This window comes from Mucilaginibacter rubeus (assembly GCF_003286415.2).
Classification (GTDB): Bacteria; Bacteroidota; Bacteroidia; order Sphingobacteriales; family Sphingobacteriaceae; genus Mucilaginibacter; species Mucilaginibacter rubeus_A.
In genome coordinates this window covers 3,964,240-3,981,781 of sequence record NZ_CP043450.1, presented here as the reverse complement: position 1 = coordinate 3,981,781, position 17,542 = coordinate 3,964,240, and the positions used below count along the sequence as shown (strand labels likewise).

The 17,542-nt window shown below is 42.5% G+C and carries 12 protein-coding genes; 3 read left to right on the top strand and 9 right to left on the bottom strand.

The window, feature by feature from the left end:
• Nucleotides 1-17 precede the first annotated feature (17 nt).
• The 3 genes from DEO27_RS15590 to DEO27_RS15580 are packed head-to-tail and all read left to right on the top strand — an operon-like array spanning nucleotide 18 to nucleotide 4,038.
• Entirely contained in the window at nucleotides 18-1,319 is a 1,302-nt protein-coding gene (locus tag DEO27_RS15590; protein ID WP_112573925.1) for an HlyD family secretion protein, read from the top strand.
• Between the two features lie 5 nt (nucleotides 1,320-1,324).
• Nucleotides 1,325-3,058, top strand: coding sequence for a galactosyltransferase-related protein (locus DEO27_RS15585; protein ID WP_112573924.1), 1,734 nt, complete (start codon nucleotides 1,325-1,327; stop codon nucleotides 3,056-3,058).
• A complete protein-coding gene (locus DEO27_RS15580; protein WP_112573923.1) occupies nucleotides 3,055-4,038 on the top strand; it encodes a lanthionine synthetase LanC family protein in 984 nt (327 codons plus the stop codon). Before DEO27_RS15585 ends, DEO27_RS15580 begins: the two co-directional genes overlap by 4 nt.
• Nucleotides 4,039-4,142: 104 nt before the next feature.
• Here DEO27_RS15580 and DEO27_RS15575 read toward each other — a convergent pair whose 3' ends face one another.
• The 9 genes from DEO27_RS15575 to DEO27_RS15535 are packed head-to-tail and all read right to left on the bottom strand — an operon-like array spanning nucleotide 4,143 to nucleotide 17,538.
• The gene (locus DEO27_RS15575) at nucleotides 4,143-4,955 is read right to left on the bottom strand and encodes a PKD domain-containing protein (protein WP_190295105.1); all 813 of its coding nucleotides are present in this window, start codon (nucleotides 4,953-4,955) and stop codon (nucleotides 4,143-4,145) included.
• A gap of 36 nt (nucleotides 4,956-4,991) precedes the next feature.
• A complete protein-coding gene (locus DEO27_RS15570; RefSeq protein WP_223817956.1) occupies nucleotides 4,992-6,425 on the bottom strand; it encodes a PA14 domain-containing protein in 1,434 nt (477 codons plus the stop codon).
• Between the two features lie 32 nt (nucleotides 6,426-6,457).
• Nucleotides 6,458-8,158, bottom strand: a complete 1,701-nt coding sequence (locus DEO27_RS15565; RefSeq protein WP_112573920.1) for an alkaline phosphatase family protein — start codon at nucleotides 8,156-8,158, stop codon at nucleotides 6,458-6,460.
• Between the two features lie 30 nt (nucleotides 8,159-8,188).
• A complete protein-coding gene (locus DEO27_RS15560) occupies nucleotides 8,189-9,799 on the bottom strand; it encodes a DUF5008 domain-containing protein (protein ID WP_112573919.1) in 1,611 nt (536 codons plus the stop codon).
• Nucleotides 9,800-9,840: 41 nt separating this feature from the next.
• Nucleotides 9,841-10,563, bottom strand: coding sequence for a fasciclin domain-containing protein (locus tag DEO27_RS15555; protein ID WP_190295104.1), 723 nt, complete (start codon nucleotides 10,561-10,563; stop codon nucleotides 9,841-9,843).
• A gap of 29 nt (nucleotides 10,564-10,592) precedes the next feature.
• Nucleotides 10,593-12,116: a RagB/SusD family nutrient uptake outer membrane protein gene (locus DEO27_RS15550; RefSeq protein WP_112573917.1), complete on the bottom strand. Its 1,524-nt coding sequence runs from the start codon at nucleotides 12,114-12,116 to the stop codon at nucleotides 10,593-10,595.
• Between the two features lie 11 nt (nucleotides 12,117-12,127).
• Nucleotides 12,128-15,274: a SusC/RagA family TonB-linked outer membrane protein gene (locus tag DEO27_RS15545; protein WP_112573916.1), complete on the bottom strand. Its 3,147-nt coding sequence runs from the start codon at nucleotides 15,272-15,274 to the stop codon at nucleotides 12,128-12,130.
• A 20-nt stretch (nucleotides 15,275-15,294) separates the two neighbouring features.
• The gene (locus DEO27_RS15540; protein ID WP_223817955.1) at nucleotides 15,295-16,383 is read right to left on the bottom strand and encodes a DUF5007 domain-containing protein; all 1,089 of its coding nucleotides are present in this window, start codon (nucleotides 16,381-16,383) and stop codon (nucleotides 15,295-15,297) included.
• 45 nt (nucleotides 16,384-16,428) lie between these two features.
• Nucleotides 16,429-17,538, bottom strand: coding sequence for a discoidin domain-containing protein (locus DEO27_RS15535; RefSeq protein WP_112573915.1), 1,110 nt, complete (start codon nucleotides 17,536-17,538; stop codon nucleotides 16,429-16,431).
• Nucleotides 17,539-17,542: the final 4 nt, after the last annotated feature.

Sequence of the window (17,542 nt, the reverse complement as noted above, 5' to 3'; positions counted from 1 at the left end):
ATCGCCTGAAAAGTAAAATGACATTTTTAAAAGTCTCACAAAATGGTCAGCACCACCATCATAGCGATGATATACAGGATATTATTACCGCGCAGCCGGCGTGGATACTTCGTTGGGGTTTAACACTGTTTTTCGCCATTTTGATCATGATCCTCTGCCTCTCCGCCCTAATTCGTTATCCGGATATTATCAGAACTTCTTTAAAGGTGGATTCCCCAAATTCGCCGGAACCGGTTGTGTCAAAAGTTTCCGGAAAATTAGTAAAGCTGCTGGTGAAAGACAATGAAATGGTATCTGTTGGTCAGCCTCTCGCATATATGGAAAGCACGGCTGATCATAAGGAGGTAATGACATTGCTACAAAATCTTAAAGACATTCAAAAAAAACTACAGTTAGGTTTATTACTGGGAAATAGCTTTTTTTTTGATGCCGACAGGGCTCATTTTGGTGAACTTCAACAATCTTATCAGGTTTTTTTTCGGGATTATTTATCGTACAAATCATCAATAGAAGAAGGTTTCTATGTCAAAAAAAAGATGTATTTGGGGAAAGATCTTTTAGATATTGAAAAGCAACAAAAACAATTGAATTCTGAAAAGGTCATCCGGCAAAGGGATTTCAAACTCGCTGAGGATGAGTATTCCATACATCAAAAGCTGGCCAGTGAAAAGGTTGAAACTTCTGCTGAATTACGACAGCAGGAAAGTAAGTATTTGGCAAAGAAATCGCCTCTTGTTCAAATGGAGTCAGCATTGGTTGCAGCCAATACAGATTACTTAGCTAAGCAAAAGGAAATATTGGAGCTGGAAAATCAAATAGCTGAAGAAAAGGCGAAGTTTTTTCAATCGCTCAATAGCCTGATCAGCCAGACGGAGGACTGGAAAAGTAAATATGTTTTGATGGCCTTACAAAAGGGAAAGCTAACCTATGCTGGTATTATCCAGGAAAATCAAGTGCTGACACCCGGTCAGGAAGTTTTTTACATCAATCCGGGTAATGAGAACTTTTTTGGCGTAATGCCCATTCCTCAGTATAATCTTGGTAAAGTAAAGGTTGGACAGCAGGTTTTAATTAAGTTAAAAAGTTATCCTTTTGAAGAATATGGAGTAGTAAAAGGAAAAATAGAATATATCGCAGATGTTCCTTTTAAAGACAGCATTTTTATTTCAAAGGTAGATTTTAATATCAGAATGTCTTCGGTAAAAAGACCTGTTCATCTAAAACAAGGTATGAAAGCTGACGCGGAAATCATCACTCAAGATGCCACCATTTTACAGAGACTGGTGAGGAATATCTCAAAAATCATCAACGGCAACTAATTTCTATGATTTTTCTTTCAGCACAACCTGACGATCATTATTTCTTATGGCAACTGCAACTGCAGCTTTATAATTTCAAATTGCACGACATCGATTTGAAAAAGGTGCATATTCTTGTAGGGTATGATCCAATGAAAGGACTGCAACAGGATTTTCTTAATTTTATAGAAGATAACACTGACGTAAACGTACATGCCTACCCTGACACAAGGATAAAAAAAACCTACTTATCTTCCATCAGGCCACATATTATTGCCAAACATCTTGCCGCATTCCCGGAACTCCAGTATGACTCAATATTTTATCATGATTCTGATATCTGTTTTAAAAAACTCCCTGACTTTACATTGTTAAACAAAGGGGGAATCTGGTATGCCTCGGATACCCGCTCTTATCTGGATTGTAGTTATATAACTAAAAAGGCCGGGGCGCTTGTTTTAACGGAAATGTGCCGTATTGTCGGAGTTGCTGTTCAGGATGTTGAAAAAAATGATAAACACGCCGGGGGAGCACAATACCTGCTCAAAAGAACCGATGCTGAATTTTGGTTGAAAGTTCAAAGTGACTGTGACCGCATGTATGATTATTTAATCCAGTATAATAATGGGTTGGGTTTTTGCAATCAAGGCAGATTGAATCAAATACAAGCCTGGTGCACCGATATGTGGGTGATTTGGTGGAATGCGATATTTTATAACCGCGAATTTCAAATCCATCCCGAGCTTGATTTCGCTTGGGCTGATAGTCCTATTGAACAGTTGGAGAGATGCAAAATCCTGCATTACACCGGAACCATTGGAAAGGATGATCCAAAATTATTCAGGAAGACTGACTATATTAATTATTCTCCTTTTCATGCCGACTTATCGGGTTTAGACCCTGAAATATGCGGAAGATATGTAAGAGATATGATCGATGGATATATGGCATCGCAAGAGACCAAAAAAATTGATTTACATGATGTTTCATTTTTAATTCCGGTGCGGATTGACTCAGATGATAGGCTTGAAAATGTTTATGCTGTAACGAGGTACCTTGCCATTAATTTAAAATCCAATATTATTTTAACAGAAATTGACCAAACTTCTAAAATTGACGTTACAAAACTTCCGCCACAGGTAAAATACTTCTTTATCGAAGATGATTCCCCTCAGCTTTATCATACAAAGTATAACAACCTGATGATTTTAAATGCTGACACACCATACATTGCTTTATATGACGCAGATATTATTTTGCCTGTTGCTCAAATAATAGAAGCAGTCCGAATTTTAAGGGAAAATGAATTTTCCGCAGTTTTTCCTTATGATGGCAACTTCGTTAATGTGGACAGCTTACTAAAAGCGATGTTCATCAAACTACTGGATACCAATTTATTTGAGGAGAACCAACAGAAATTAAATTTTATTGCCAGAAGGTCTTACGGGGGATGTATATTTCTTAACAAGTTGGATTATCAGGAAGCGGGAATTGATAATGAGCTTATCGACTCGTGGGGGCCGGAAGATATAGAGCGCGTAAAACGGTTGACGATATTAGGTTATCGGGTAAAACGTATCAGCGGTAATTTATATCATCTATCACACTCACGCGGAATTAACAGTAGATATCAATCTATGGAGGTAAGATGTACATTGATGGAAGAATATCTGAAGATATGTTCATTTACCAAAGAAGAGTTGCGAATCTATGTCGGGACATGGTCGTGGGGGAATCCCAAAGTTAAATTAAGCAAATGAATAATATCGACAATTTTAAAACTTACCTAAGCGGATTTGAACAAAATTGTGCTAATGATTACAGTTTATATAATGGAAAAACTGGTCTTGCCATGTTATATTATATGCTTCATGCCGCCTCTGGTGACCAAGTTTCCCTTACTAAGGGAAAACAGTTATTGGATGAACTGAGTGAGAATATTCAGAATATAAAAGAGTTTAACTTTCAAAACGGACTTTCAGGTATCGGATGGGCGATAGAATGGTTGGTTCAGAATAAATTCATCGATGCCAATACGGATGAAATTTTAGAAGATATGGATGACGAATTATATAGGTCGGTTGTCTACGCTAAATCTGGGGATGCTTCGCTTGCCCATGGTGTAATAGGTAAGGCGCTTTATTTTTACAGAAGGTTGTGTGCCAGAAATTCAAGTTCCTCTCGTTATCGGTACATCTGTATTCAGGAGTGTTTGGTATTATTGATTGATGAAATAGATGAACTGCTGTTCTCTGATAATGCCATTCTTTATAATGGTGATACTCTTCTGAATGACTTACAAAAAATGCATCAGGTTGGGCAAGCCTTGTTACTTGTTTCAAGTATTAACCGGTTGAAAATCAATGCTGAAGTTTGTAAAAAAATAATCTGTTGTTCGAGGGGAGTCCTTGATCTATATTTTAACTCAAATAATTCGCACCATAATGATAATGAACTTGATTGGTATTTGACATATTGTTATTATAAATCAGGGATATACCTTGGAGATAGCGAGTTTTTATCAAAAACGATGTATGGTGGTTGTACCTTCAACGAGAAATTTATGCGAAGTCTCGGCTATTTCAGTGTTAATAACGAAGCTAATAGCCAAATCCACGTGACCTTGATGGCAGAACATCCACTTGATAACTCAGAAACAGGTGTTTTCAATCTTTTTAAGGAAATATGTCACTTTCCACAAATCGCAAAATATAATTGGGAAGAAGGTTGGGGACTGTAGCGTTTAATAAAAAGATTAATGGATTAGATAAGATCACATTCCACGTCAGCATTTGAAGAAAACTTATTACCTAATATCCCATTTATTATAACAAAAAGCAGCCCTTACGGCTGCTTTTTGTTAACGGTCCACTCAGCCATTTGGAAATCGCGGCTGCCATTATTGGTTTTAATGGTTATCCTGTAAAATTTATAGGCTACGTTATTGTTAAAGTGATATATGATCCGCTGAAAGCGATTGGCAAAAACTTCGTTGTTTTTGCTGTGCAGATTTATCCAGCGTATACCATCCTCCGAGCCCTGAAGCACCCATCCTTTAGGGTCGCGATCAGGAGAGTCGTTTGCCGATGTCATGGTATAGGCTCCTGCAACAACGGCAGTTTTAAGTTCATATTTCATCACCAGATCGCCGGAGAAACCCGATTGGAAAAACTTGGTATTTGGGTCGCCGTCAACCACTTTTAACGAGCCCTCGTTTGAGTTTGGACCACCGCCGTTATCGCGCGATACAGTAAACGTGCCGCCTATGGTAGCAAAGTAGCTCTCACCAACCTTGGTGCGGTCAAAATTAGGATCGGCAACATTCAGTATTATTTCCCGTGCCGCCGAGTATCCCTGCGAATTTCTGGCTGTTAACGTTACGTGATATAAACCGTCAAAAGCATACCTGTGTTTAGGGGCTTTTTCTGCCGATGTGCTATCGTCGCCAAATTGCCACAGGATATCTTTGTAATTGACGGCCGTACTGGTGAATTGATAACTTAAAAAGTCAACACTATCTGTACGTACGGCTGTAAAACCCACAATAGGTTTTGGCTCATCCGGTTCGGGTTGTGGCGCGGGCTTATCTTTTTTACATCCGGCAAACAACAGGGCTACTGTTGAAAATACCGATATGATATGCAATATTTTTTTCATGTCCTTAATTTTCATTGATCAATTAGCATAGCTGCCTTAAGGGGCTGGGAATAATTGGCTTTGCGGTACTATCCTTCTGCCATTGATGCCGGCCGATGGTACTTCAAAAGTTAAACGGGCACGCTGGCCACCCACGTTTTCACGATGATCGGCTTCTATTTTATAACGTTTACCGCGTTCTAAGAATATTTTAGCTGTACGGCTGTCCTTATCCCATTCGGTAGTGAAATCATTAATAATGGCCTTACCGTCTATGTATAACCTCGATCCGTCGTCCCATTCATTTTGCCAGAACACGTATTCACCCCGAACGGGCGCAAGAAACTCGCCGGTCCACCTGGTTGAGAAATTATCATGACTTATACTTGGTATCGCAGCTTGCCAAACCCCGTCGTTAGGCCAATCAATAGTGGGCTCTATTTGTACAAGATCAGGCTTTCTGCCATCAAAATCAAGTTGTTGATTATTCGAAAAGTATTCCGCCTTTAAACCTGTACCGTTGCCGGTGATGTATGAATTATTGTCGAGATTAACCTCTGGCTGTACCAAGACAATCATTTTGCTGTTTGTTGGATGCAGGATGTGTTTTGACGGATTAACCAGACTCACCACAAAGCCAAAACGTTTATTGGCAGCTATGTTGGCATCAAAAACAGGCCATCCTATTGATAAGCGTATCACCGCCGTGCTGGCATTGGAATTTACCCGGATCAACGTATCAATGTTATACTGGTCGGGCTTGAGCGCGATAGTGTTATCAGGGAGTACTTTTTTACTTACCAGATCGGCAATGGTATCCATGTTCAGTTTCACATTCACATTAAATGCACCTGCCGGCACGCCTGCCAGGTTTATAGTTAACGGAATGGTGATACCTGCCGGCGATGTTGTGTAGTTTTTTTGATAATCAACATTCAAGATACCACCGCCATTTAAAAGCGAAACGTAATGAATATCGCTTTCTTTAATAAGTGTTTTGGTATCAAGTACTACCAGGATGTTTGATTGTGATCCTTTAATCTGGTTGCCCTTGCCAGGATCTGTCAATTTAAATGCAAAAGCTACATTTTTTCCATAATTAGCTTCAATGGCCGATAACCTGACACTGGCAACCGAGGATGCGGTATCTGCCCCGAATGCTACATTGATCACGCCGTCGTAATCAATTGCACCGGCAGGCAGCATTGCCGTATTTTTAAGCGTACCGTTGGCTATCAGTTTGGAAACAGTATCATTATTAAACGTTATACCTACCTGGAACGCTTTAGTTGCGGGGCCCGATAAGGATATTTTAAATGGCACTTTAACTATTTCATTGCCGGCAGCTACACCATTGGCATCGGCTCCAGCGCCGGAAACATTCCTGTCGGTGTTTTGAATTGCTTTAAGCTCATCAAGATTATTTTGCCTGCATGCTCCCGCTATCAGAACAATTAATCCGATAAACAAAACATATCTGTATTTTTTCATCATCAAATAATTTAGTTTGTAATGGTTAACTTTTACTGATCAAGCCAAACCCGGCCATCAAGCCCCCAGGCCTGCCTGTTAGGTATCCTGAACCAGTTGATTATTTGTGCAGGTATATCTGCTGTTTGCGGTACAAACTGTGCGAGCGCTCCTGCCGGCGGCGGGCATATCAGATCATTGAAATCCTCCCATTGGTAATTGCCCTTTAGTTGGAAGTCGCGGGCCTGCGGGCCTATATCCCTGATCTTGTCACCCTGGCCATCTGTGCCCGGCCAGTATGCCGCCAGAAAAGTATAGTAAGGGTGGCCCTCGCTGATGGATGTTTCGCAGGCATAATTTCCGATCACGGCATCGGGCACGTCAATCTTGAAAAACCTGATGTCAGTTACATACACGTCAGGAGTACCGTGTCCCTGGCCGTTTAAATACCCCAATTTTAGCGGGCTATGGTTGCTAAAACTTCCCGACTCGGTTACGTCCAGTTCATTATTGAAAACCCCATCGGTATAGGTCCTGATATATCGTCTGCCTGCACGTATTTCGCATTTAACAGATAAGTTTTGCCATCTGCCTTTTTGCAAATCGGCGCCACGACATTGATGATAATCACCATCCTTGGTACCACGGTATTCAAAATACCAGTAAGCATCTTCCAGATAAATTACCCAGCCAACGCCCGGGTGCCCTGATGACCATTCCGGCCTTTTACCCAAAATGCTTGGCCAAAAGAATTTATCCTCATTCTTTTTAACCTTCAGTTCAATGGTGAATTTGGTAGTGTCATCAAGATTAAAAATATCAGCCGTATCGATTTCGGCCCGGATCCCGGTGTCCCTTAAACGCACTGTTCGCCCCAGATACCTGTTGCCGGTAAAGGGTTTACCTATTATCCTTTGTTTATATTTAGGATTGTAATAAATGGTAAACGTGTTAACGGCCGTGTTGCTGAAAACGGTATTGTCATCCTGGTTAGCCGGAATAGCAAACTTTCCGCCACCGCTTGATGCTATTACTACCAGCCAATCTTCATTGGCGTAATTCTTCCTTTTTTTCAGGGCGTCAATCATCTCACCTACATAACCATCAAACTTTTCAATAGAGGCTTTATACTGCGATGCTGAGTTGTCAAATCCATATTTGGCGCCGGCTTCTTTGATATCATTGAAATGGCCAAGTATCAATTGCGCTGTATCGGTATTCAGGCTATTAACTACGGCAGTTTTGATTTGCTCGTCGGTGTCAAATTGCTGGCTTATGGCAGCGCCCTGGGTTAACTTGTTTTTAAAAATAGCCGAAGAAGAAAAGGATACAATTTTGGCATTCGGCTTTTCTTCCTTTATCCTTTCAAAAAACACAGGATAAGTTGCCAGGTTGTTTCCGGCAAAATCGTCTGATAGGATCTTGTGTTTTTCTTTTTTTACACCGGTTAGCATATTGGCCCAGTTGCTCACGTCCCGGGTCGAATCCGGATCGCTCAAGGCTACCCAGCTATAAATTGAATAGGGGAGTAGCGCTTTGATATTAGGAACATTGGCGCTGTTTACGGATGAGCCCCTGGCTCCGTCAACAATCAGGTACAACACCTTGCGTTCGCCAGATGTTGCTTTGGCTGTATCTGTATAGTTTTTATCGGGGAGGGTACGTACAAAATCCTTGTTGCATGATATGGTTGCAACAGCCAATGCACAAATAATTGAAAAAATGATTCCTTTATATTTTTTCCTGTTCTGCATTTCCTTATAGATTATAGGTTCTCATAAAATTTATTCGATGGTTACACGTATGATGTTGTTAACCGGGGTATTATCAAAGCGATATATGCTGCCGATCAGCAATAATGCCCGTTTACCATCAGTGGATTTTGTTTCAATGATATCAGACAAGCTACCTGAGAATGGGCCGGTAGTGTTATAATTTCCGGCAAGTTCACCTTTGGTATTCAACACCATAAAGCCATTGCGGGTAACATTGTTATATTTTTTAAAGCTGCCGCTAACCACTATCAATCCATCGTTGAGCTGGCGGGCAAAACCGGGGTAACCTCCTTCAAATGTTTTAGCCACAAAGCTTTGGTCAAGAGATCCGTCAAGATTAACCAGCGCCATGCTGATGGCCGGTTTTCCATCGTATGTTCTGAAGATCCCTGTTATCAGGTATTTTTTGGTTACAGTGTTGTAGGTTAGCGATGAGATACTATTATCTGTGCCGGCTCCGGTTTTAAATGAGTCGTCGATGTTTCCATTTGCATTTAAGCGAACCAAGCGGCCTGCCGGTGCTTGATCAAACGTGGTAAAGCTTCCAAATAACACCAATTTTTCCAGCTGATCGGCGTCGGTATGCATGTAGGAGTCAACAGGGCCATTTGCCGAAGGCAGACCTTTATTGCTTGCTATATTAAAACGATAGGTTTTGTCCAGCGAACCATCCAGGTTAAAGCGGGCAATCTGTCGTATCTCTGTACTATCAAGGATCACCGTATCGCGGGTGAAATCATGATTGTGCTCGGTATAAACCCGGTTTACATAGTATCTGAAACTACCGGTTGCCAGTATTTTGTTCTGATGCTTATATATTTTAGATATGTACTCATTGGTACCGCCGTTAAACTTTGGAAAGTATTTGGTTGTATCTGTTTGCGACGGACGCCTATAGGTTTTCACGCCGATAGTATCAATGCTACCATCAACATTTAAAGTGGTAATATTGCTGATGTTTTCTGTACGCTGGTTGTAGCCGCTAAAGCCCCCTGCGATAACATATTTTCCGCCAAGTTCTATCACCCTTGATAATGATCCGTTTGCTGCTTTACCTGTCCGGAAAGTACGGTCAAACTCACCATCAGCTGATGTTCTTACAATGCGGTTGAGAGGAGTGATAATCCCTTTATTATCGTAATTGGTAAACCAACCCAATACCAGGTTTCGTCCGTCGGCAAGTGGGTACACCTGGTTTACAGTATTATTTGCGCCGGCAGTTGCCCTGAAAGAAGGATCAATGTTAATTAACCCGGATACCTTAAATAGTGGCCCCAGTACTAACTGATCATCAATGGCAATTGACGTAATACCGGTACTGCCAAACGGGGGCACTTTTACCTTAATGGTTGATTCTGTTACTTCGGTAACCTGACCGGGTTCGCCGTTAAACATGAACTTTATTTTGTCTTTATAGGGGACAAGGCCTGTAGCTTTGAATGTTACCTCTGTACCCACCGTTCCAACTGCCGGCGCAGGTACAGCGTCGGGGCTGAGGGTAACGCCCAATGGTGGTTTTCCGTCCCCATAGGGGTCGGAATAAACTGTTTTATCCTTTTTGCAAGCCGCTATGGTGAGCGCCAGCAGGATAAACATCATGATATGGTTAAATCTTCTCATATTCAATTTATTATCATTGAAAGAATGTCGTTAATAATGTTTTACTCAGAATGATGAAGGCCCGCGAAGTATATTTCCTCATAAAAGTCATCCTGGTTAAATCCGAAGTAAGCCGCATTATACTGCAGGGTATGCACTATCCCATTTGTGGGTTTGATATCAGATGAGGAGACATTATTTCGAAAAACCGCGTTTTGAGCATTGTTGATGTCGTATATATAACTGATAACCAACGTGCGCGGGCCAATGTATTTGATGTTATTGGCGTCGCCGTATAGTACACCAATGTTCTCCACATCGCCACTGTAAGAATAATAAAGGGCTCCCGGATACTGATTTTGCAGGTTAAAATCTATTTGCGGATAATCTTTAAGGTGGTTAATACCTTTGAACATATACCGTTGCAGGTATTTTTTCCATATGGCTGAGTCGATATCCGATAGCTTTTTCACAGTATCGCGACCAGAATAAAACAAAAAATAGTTTAAAGAGCCGCCGGTTTTGTTATTGCCTATGGTTCTTTTGATCACGTCATCATCCGGCGCAAAAAAGGTAAAATCACTTTTGCGGAATGTTTCTTCCATTCCGGCCAGTTTTACGATCTGGGCGATGGTATCAAACGGTACCGCTTTATCTTGCAGATATTGAAGCATATCGGCAGGATAATTGGCCTGGGCTTTACCGCCATCTTTATAATACTCATCGCGTTTACAGCCGGTGAGTACCAGTAAAAAACCGGCAAAAACAATAATTATATTTTTCATATTTCTTATCATTACTTTTTAAGAATAGGTTAATTACCTCCGTTTACCCAATACATGTTTAATGACATAAATGGGTTATTTGCAAGCGCGTTACTGTTGATTGGCCAGGTCCAGGCGCCACGGTTAAACTTGTCCAGCGTCAATACGTTGTATGACCACTCACTGCTCATGATCCTGCGGGTACGTACCAGGTCAAAGTAATGGTGCCCTTCGCCCATCAGTTCGCGCGATCTTTCCAGGAAAATGAAGTCTTTAAGGTCCTGCCCGCCACTTCCGGCATAGCGCGATGCTTCGGCCCTGTCCCTTACTTTATTCAGCATAGCGATGGCCTGGTCATCCTGTCCCAGTTCGGCCAGTGCTTCTGCGCATAGCAGTATTTCACCGGCATACCTGAATATCATGAAAGTGTTATCGGGATTGGCGTCCTCTTCGCCAGTTGCAAAGGCATTCTGAGCAAATTTGAGCATCATAAATTTTCCGTTATCAGCATATATATCGGAGTTAAACCATATAGTAGCGCGCTTGTCAGAGGAACCTGGATATAGTTTTTGCATATATTCCCCCCTGAAATAAGCAAAGCTTATACGGTGTGTGTACTCAGGCCTTTTGTAAGGATAGTGCAGAAACATATCACCAATCGGCGCAACATTGGTATTTTGATCGCCATAGTTAATACTGCGGTAAAATTCAAAAAGGCTTTCGTCAGATCGTCCTTTGATAACAGTAGCCCACTCAGTTATCGGTAGTAGCCTGTAAGCGTTGCTCTTAACAAGCTCCTGCCCCAGGTCTGCGGTTTCCTGGTAGTATTTGTTTGCATTAGGTTTATCAAAGCCGGCATTCCACATGTTCATGTTCATGATGAGCGCGATGACGCTGCCCCTGCTGGCCCTTACACCTTTTAAGGCCGGATCGGCGTAGGTCCAGGGTAAGCCGTCCTTATAGGTTTTAAGATCGGCGATACATTTATTTAAAACAGATACCATGTTTTCACGAGGTAAGGCTGTAGAATGGAAAGCGTCTGTGTAATAAGGTACATCGCCATAAAGCCTCACCATATAGAAGTATGCAAGCCCGCGTATAAAAGCGGCTTCACCTTCAAACTGCTTTTTCTCGGTGGCACTTACGCCGGGTATGCCGGTTTCCAGTTTTGAAATAAGGATATTGGCGCTCTGTATCACCTGGTAATAGCCTGTCCAGTCGGTAATAAGGCCGAAGTTGTAGAAATTCCAGGGCGGGTTTCCGTTGATAAGGCCAAGCAGGTCGTTCCTGCCCAGCACCTCCACAAATGCACGTGCCGGCCCCAGGTCTGATTGGGGCTCATATAAAACCTCTCCTGAACGGTATTCGCCGGTTGCGCCAATAAAATGTGTTTCGTTGATCTTGCCAAAAAATGTTCTTGACATATCATAAATATTGGCCACAACGTCATCTTTCGATTGGTAAAAGTTATTCCCTGTTAGTTTATCAATGGGTTGTACATTCAGAAACTTTTTACAGGATGGTAAACACAAGCTTGCTGCCGCTGCTAAAATGTATATAACACTTTTTTTCATGATCTTGAGTTTTATTTACTTGTATTGAGTTCAATATTTAAACCTAAGTTGTAAGTACGTGGTACCGGGTATCCGCTTGATATATCGCGGCCCAGGGAGGTTACGTTTTCGGGGTTGGGACCATTATATCCTGAAAATGTGATCAGGTTATTGGTTGAGAAATAAACCCTTACGTTGTTAAACCCAAAGCGCCGTACAAATTTCCGGTCAAACATGTAGGATAGCGTAACCGTGTTGATCTTGAGGTATGACCCTTCTTCCTGCCATAAACTCTGATCGGAGCGAAGCGGCCTTATCTGGTTAAACCTTGAAAACGAATAGGGATTAGGATACTTGGCATGGTCACCCGGTTTTCGCCAAATGTCCATGTCATCCAATGGAACCGCGGCCAGTAGGGCATAAGGATCCTTCATGATTGACAACCTGTCTGACAGTGCATTATTCAATATTGTTCTCTTGGCTGTATAACTGGCATAAATATTTAATCCGAAATTCTTGTAGTTTATATTTGTAGATACACCACCCGTAATTAAAGGTTGTGAGTTGCCGGTTATTTCATAATCCCGGTCGTCAAGGATATAGTCGCCGTTCACGTCTTTAAAAATCGGGTCACCGCCTTTGAAGGCAAGCCCATTGGTTTGATATTTTTTACCTGTTACCGGATCTACAGGCACATTAGCATCTGTTGGATAAACACCCTGGTTAACCAGCAGATAGTTAGACAAGGTATTTTTACCCACCCTGAAAACAATGTGCTGGTAGTTGTTATAATCAAATTTGATGTATTGTCCGTTGTATTCGGCTGGTAACCTCAGCAGGTAATCGCGATTAATGGCGCCATTAAATGATACCGTCCAGTTAAAATCCTTAGCAGTTAGCGGCCTTACGGTTACCATCAGCTCATACCCGTAATCGGCAATGGATACATCATTACTTGATTTTTTCTGAAAGCCTGTACTATTAGGTAAAAACCTGTCAAACAATAAATTATCAACCTTTTTGTAATAAGTATCAAAACTCAGGTCAACCTTACCTTGCAAAATCGTCATGTCAAACCCAAGGTTATATTGCGTTGTTGTAGTTGGCTTTAGCGCAGGATTAGGTACAAACTCATAATTAATGCCGATAGTTGGATTGTTATTAAAATTGCCATTCAGGTTGTACAAACCATAGATACTTTGCAAACTGCCGGTTGGCACGATATTCTGGCCCCAGGTTAATCTTAACCCACCTGAAGTGAGCCAATCCCAGTTTTTAAACCAGTTTTCCTTGTAGTAATTCCACCTTAAACCGGCTGCAGGGTTTTTGGAATACGGATTCTCCAGGCCGTTTGAGGATGTACCATCCAAGCGGTAAGATAGCTCCAGTACGTACTTCTTTTTATAATCGTAGTTAAAGGAACCTGCAAACGACGCGATAGTAGCATTTTTAAAGTTTGATAATACGCCACCGCCTCTTGAATTATAGGAGTCGGACCCAACCGGCCCCTGTAACTGATCATTTGGGATACGGCTTTGGCGGATGATACCGCTCTGGCCGCCTTGCTTATATATCTCATTAAAGGTATTAATGAATATGGTATGATCGGCGCTGAATGTTTTAGCGTAAGTAAGCGCGTTACGGTTGTATAATGTAAAGTTGCGCCCCTCATAATCATACATCTGTGCAAACTGGGCATTTGCAGCTGCCGGTGTAAATGTTGATTCTGCATCCGATGTATAATCGTAACTGATGCTTGAGGATAGCGCCAACCCCCGAATAAACTCATAACGGCCATCAATATTGGTACGGATGTTCCTTGTGCTGTTGCTGTTTTGAGTTTGCAGGGCCGATGTTACACCATCGGGCGAAAGATAAAAGGACGGAGGCGGCAGCAGGGTAGAAGCCTGGCCATTTTGCGCCACGCCCTGTTGTAGCAAGCCCACACCGTTACCCTTGGCCTGACTTCCTAATGAGCCGAATAATGAGCCGAAGAACCTGAATTTGTCATTGGGTTTAAACTCCATGTTCATGTTCAGGTTATACCTGTCGAAACCGGTGTTTTTGATAACCCCTTTTTCCGAATAGTAGCCCATGTTCACTTTATAGTTAAAGCGATCGTTGCCACCATCCAGGGCTACGTTGTGGCTCTGGTTATGTGTTGTGCCATAAAAAATGGACTGCCAGTTTGTTGAGTTGTTCCAATAGGCGTTCAAACTATCGGCCAGGAAGCCGGTTTGTCCTAATTTTCTAAGCTCATCAATAACGGTAGCGTTTGATAATATTTGCTGGATTTTTGCCCTGCGTTCGGCATTACCTCCAATTGTTGCACGTAGTTGTGGGGTAGCGTTAACAAAGAAGTTACCGGTATAACGTACCCGTGGTACTTTGGAGTTTCCGCGTTTGGTGGTGATGATGATTACACCATAAGCACCTCTTGACCCGTACATAGAGGTGGCCTGGGCATCCTTCATGATCTGTATGCTCTGGATATCCTCTACCGGTATCAATGATAAAGGACTCACACCCGGCCCCTGCGTTTGAAAACCAAACTCAGCCGCCTTATCCGCATCCAGCGGTACCCCATCAATAATATACAGCGGAGATGTAGGTTGCAGGAATGATTCGCTGCCGCTGCCGGATACACTAAGGGTTGATAAACCACGTACCTGAACCGAGCCCCTGAAACCTGGTGCACCGGTATTATTTTGAATATTTAAGCCGGCTACTTTACCTTGCAGCAAGCTTTCAACGTTTGATGTTGGTACGTCCTGGATATCTTTGGCTGTTATAGTAACAGAGGCACCCGGGGTTGATTCTTTATTCCTGTTCTGGTAGGCTACAATGATTACCTCATTAAGCCCTTTCTTATCCTCGGTTAACGTTACAGTTATATTTTTTTGTCCGGGTTCAAGCTTTACTTTTTCCGTAACAAAACCAACAAAGGTGAAAGTAAGTGTGCTGTTAGCTGGTACGCTAATGGTAAACTTTCCTTTATAATCGGTTTGCGTTAAGCCTTTACTGCCCATATAAATATTTACGCCGGGCAAAATTTTATTGGTTGCCTTTTCAACCACCGTACCGGTAACCGTTATATTTTGTGCCTGTGCATCAACCTCTGTGCAGCAGAAGATTGTGCAAACAACAAGCACTATATAAAATAGTATGTGTTTTCTCATCGTGATAAGTTTTAAATCGGTTATTCGTCTTTAAACTTTGGATTGTCCTTCAAAAAATGGAACACTATCTCCCAGTCGCCTTTTTTATATATGGCGAAATCTATCCCGAAACTTGCCACTGTGCGGCCGCCGCCAAAACCAATTCGCGAATATTTGAATTCGGCATGGTCCCTGGTTCCGCCGGGGGCATAAGCAGTTGATACCTCCACTAAAGGGATGGGATAGGCAACATCATATTGTACATAGGTGGCAGTTTTTTGCATGTTAAAGCCATGTACTATTTTGTCCCAGGCTGTTTCGTTAAGCAAAGCCGGGTTCATCTCTACCGAATCCTTGTTCAAAAATTTAAACCTTAACGAGTTTCCGGTACCGCCGGTAAACGGACGGATATAAACCACCACATCTTTTTTATCGTCATTACTCTGCAGCGGAATGTCAGTTGCGTCACCAATTACTCCATTTAAAAATGGCCTGATATAGTTACGGCTGGCCGGGTTATATGGCGTTTTCGGGTGAGGCGCAGGTCCGCCCGAATAAATGTTAAAGTCGTCAGAAGGCTCATAAGGGCGTTCGCGGAATGGCCGTACCTGCAGGTCACGAATTATGGTGCTTCCGCCCGTATTGGTTATTTTTATGTCGAAATAACGCGTATCCTGCGGGAAATTGGTACTGTCAGACGGTCTCGGCTTGATCAGGTCATTGCTGGAAGAGGCCCACATGATGAACTCGCCAGATGAGCGCACTTCAAATAAGGGGTGATCTTCCAGTTTACGTTTTGCCTCTATTTCGGCCAGGCTCTTTTCAAGCCCGTTGTAGGGCGCTGTCCATACGTAGGTTGGCCTTTTTTGAAAAAGATCGGTTACCGGCCGGCCATCACCAAAACGCGCGTTGATGATCTCAAACTTTAGCGGCTGGGTTGAATTATCGCCATTAAACCCGCCCATTAAAGTGGTTCGGCCTAAAATCGGTTCAAAAACTTTATTGCTGTAATTTACATTCGAACTCAGATAATCTTTTTCATCCGGAATGCCGTACATCTTTTTGCAACTACTGAGCGCGATTGCAGCAAACAGCAGCGCTACAGATCCCATTTTTATGAATGTTTGCATCTCTTTTCGTTTTTTTAATGCATTGATATTTTGATCTTCCATACCTTACTTTACTTTATTGATGGTCCACTCGGCCAGTTGGAAAAGGCCGCCATCGCGCAGCTCAGAAATATCTACCCTGTAGAATTTATAAGCTGTGGTATTGGGGCATCTGAAAACTTTGGTCTGGTATCGTTCTTCAAAGAAGAAGTTGCTCCGTCTATCTAACTCTGTCCAGGTTTTGCCGTCATTTGAGCCTTCGTAGGTCCATGCCCTTGGGTCGCGCTCAGGCGCGTCATTGGCAGATGTGAGGGTGTAAACCCCTGATACGGCGGGTTCATTTAGCTCAAACTGCATCCACAGGCGTCCCTGGAGGTCGGCCAGGAACTTAGTATGGTCGTCGCCGTCTATTACTTTTTTAGAGCCTTCGCCATTATCCGGACCGCCGTTGTTATCCCTTAAAACGGTAAGCTTACCACCTATCAGGGTCATGAGATTGGGCGGTGGCGGAACAAAAGTTAAGCGCGATACAAATTCATCAAAACCAAAAATGTGATCGGGGCTTAGCACATGAACAATGCCGTTTTTGGTGCTGATATTATTAGAACCTGTTGTAGTGGTTGCCCAGTTTCTGATAAACTTGCTGCGTTTAGTATTGCTAAATTCAATAACATCGGGGCCACCGCCTGTAAGCCCGGAAGCCGAGATCTTGGAAACCTTGCCATGCATAGGGTATCCGAAACGTACGCTGGAAAGGTCAAGGCCGTCCTGCAGCAGTAGGGAATCAGTAGTACGGTTACCCCTGATAATGTAGTACGAAACCATGGTGTCCAGCTGCACGCCATCAACCTTTGCCAAAAACAAAGGGTCTTTGTCGCTTTGTCTCCTTAGTGTATTCAGGTTTCTGATTGCCAGTTGAAAGCTTGGGTTGGTAACCGCAAAAAGGGTAACGTTACTATCCATAAGCGTTTGTTGCAGACCCATCCGGTTTATTACCGCCAGTAATGAATCATATACACCGGGCTTGCTTTTCAAATACTCATAAGTATTCCCCGCAAATTTTGAGTTGGTGCCTGTAGCGTCATGATAACCGCCATCCTTTTTGCAAGAGGTTTGCAACAGGGCTGCAATCAACACCGGCGTTAAGGCACTCATATATTTTATCAACTTTTTCATATAT

Bases quoted from the DNA above. Each gene is read 5' to 3' on its own strand.
- DEO27_RS15590 (WP_112573925.1), top strand. From the start codon at position 18: ATGACATTTTTAAAAGTCTCACAAAATGGTCAGCACCACCATCATAGC.
- DEO27_RS15585 (WP_112573924.1), top strand. From the start codon at position 1,325: ATGATTTTTCTTTCAGCACAACCTGACGATCATTATTTCTTATGGCAA.
- DEO27_RS15580 (WP_112573923.1), top strand. From the start codon at position 3,055: ATGAATAATATCGACAATTTTAAAACTTACCTAAGCGGATTTGAACAA.
- DEO27_RS15575 (WP_190295105.1), bottom strand. From the start codon at position 4,955: ATGAAAAAAATATTGCATATCATATCGGTATTTTCAACAGTAGCCCTG.
- DEO27_RS15570 (WP_223817956.1), bottom strand. From the start codon at position 6,425: ATGAAAAAATACAGATATGTTTTGTTTATCGGATTAATTGTTCTGATA.
- DEO27_RS15565 (WP_112573920.1), bottom strand. From the start codon at position 8,158: ATGCAGAACAGGAAAAAATATAAAGGAATCATTTTTTCAATTATTTGT.
- DEO27_RS15560 (WP_112573919.1), bottom strand. From the start codon at position 9,799: ATGAGAAGATTTAACCATATCATGATGTTTATCCTGCTGGCGCTCACC.
- DEO27_RS15555 (WP_190295104.1), bottom strand. From the start codon at position 10,563: ATGAAAAATATAATTATTGTTTTTGCCGGTTTTTTACTGGTACTCACC.
- DEO27_RS15550 (WP_112573917.1), bottom strand. From the start codon at position 12,116: ATGAAAAAAAGTGTTATATACATTTTAGCAGCGGCAGCAAGCTTGTGT.
- DEO27_RS15545 (WP_112573916.1), bottom strand. From the start codon at position 15,274: ATGAGAAAACACATACTATTTTATATAGTGCTTGTTGTTTGCACAATC.
- DEO27_RS15540 (WP_223817955.1), bottom strand. From the start codon at position 16,383: ATGCAAACATTCATAAAAATGGGATCTGTAGCGCTGCTGTTTGCTGCA.
- DEO27_RS15535 (WP_112573915.1), bottom strand. From the start codon at position 17,538: ATGAAAAAGTTGATAAAATATATGAGTGCCTTAACGCCGGTGTTGATT.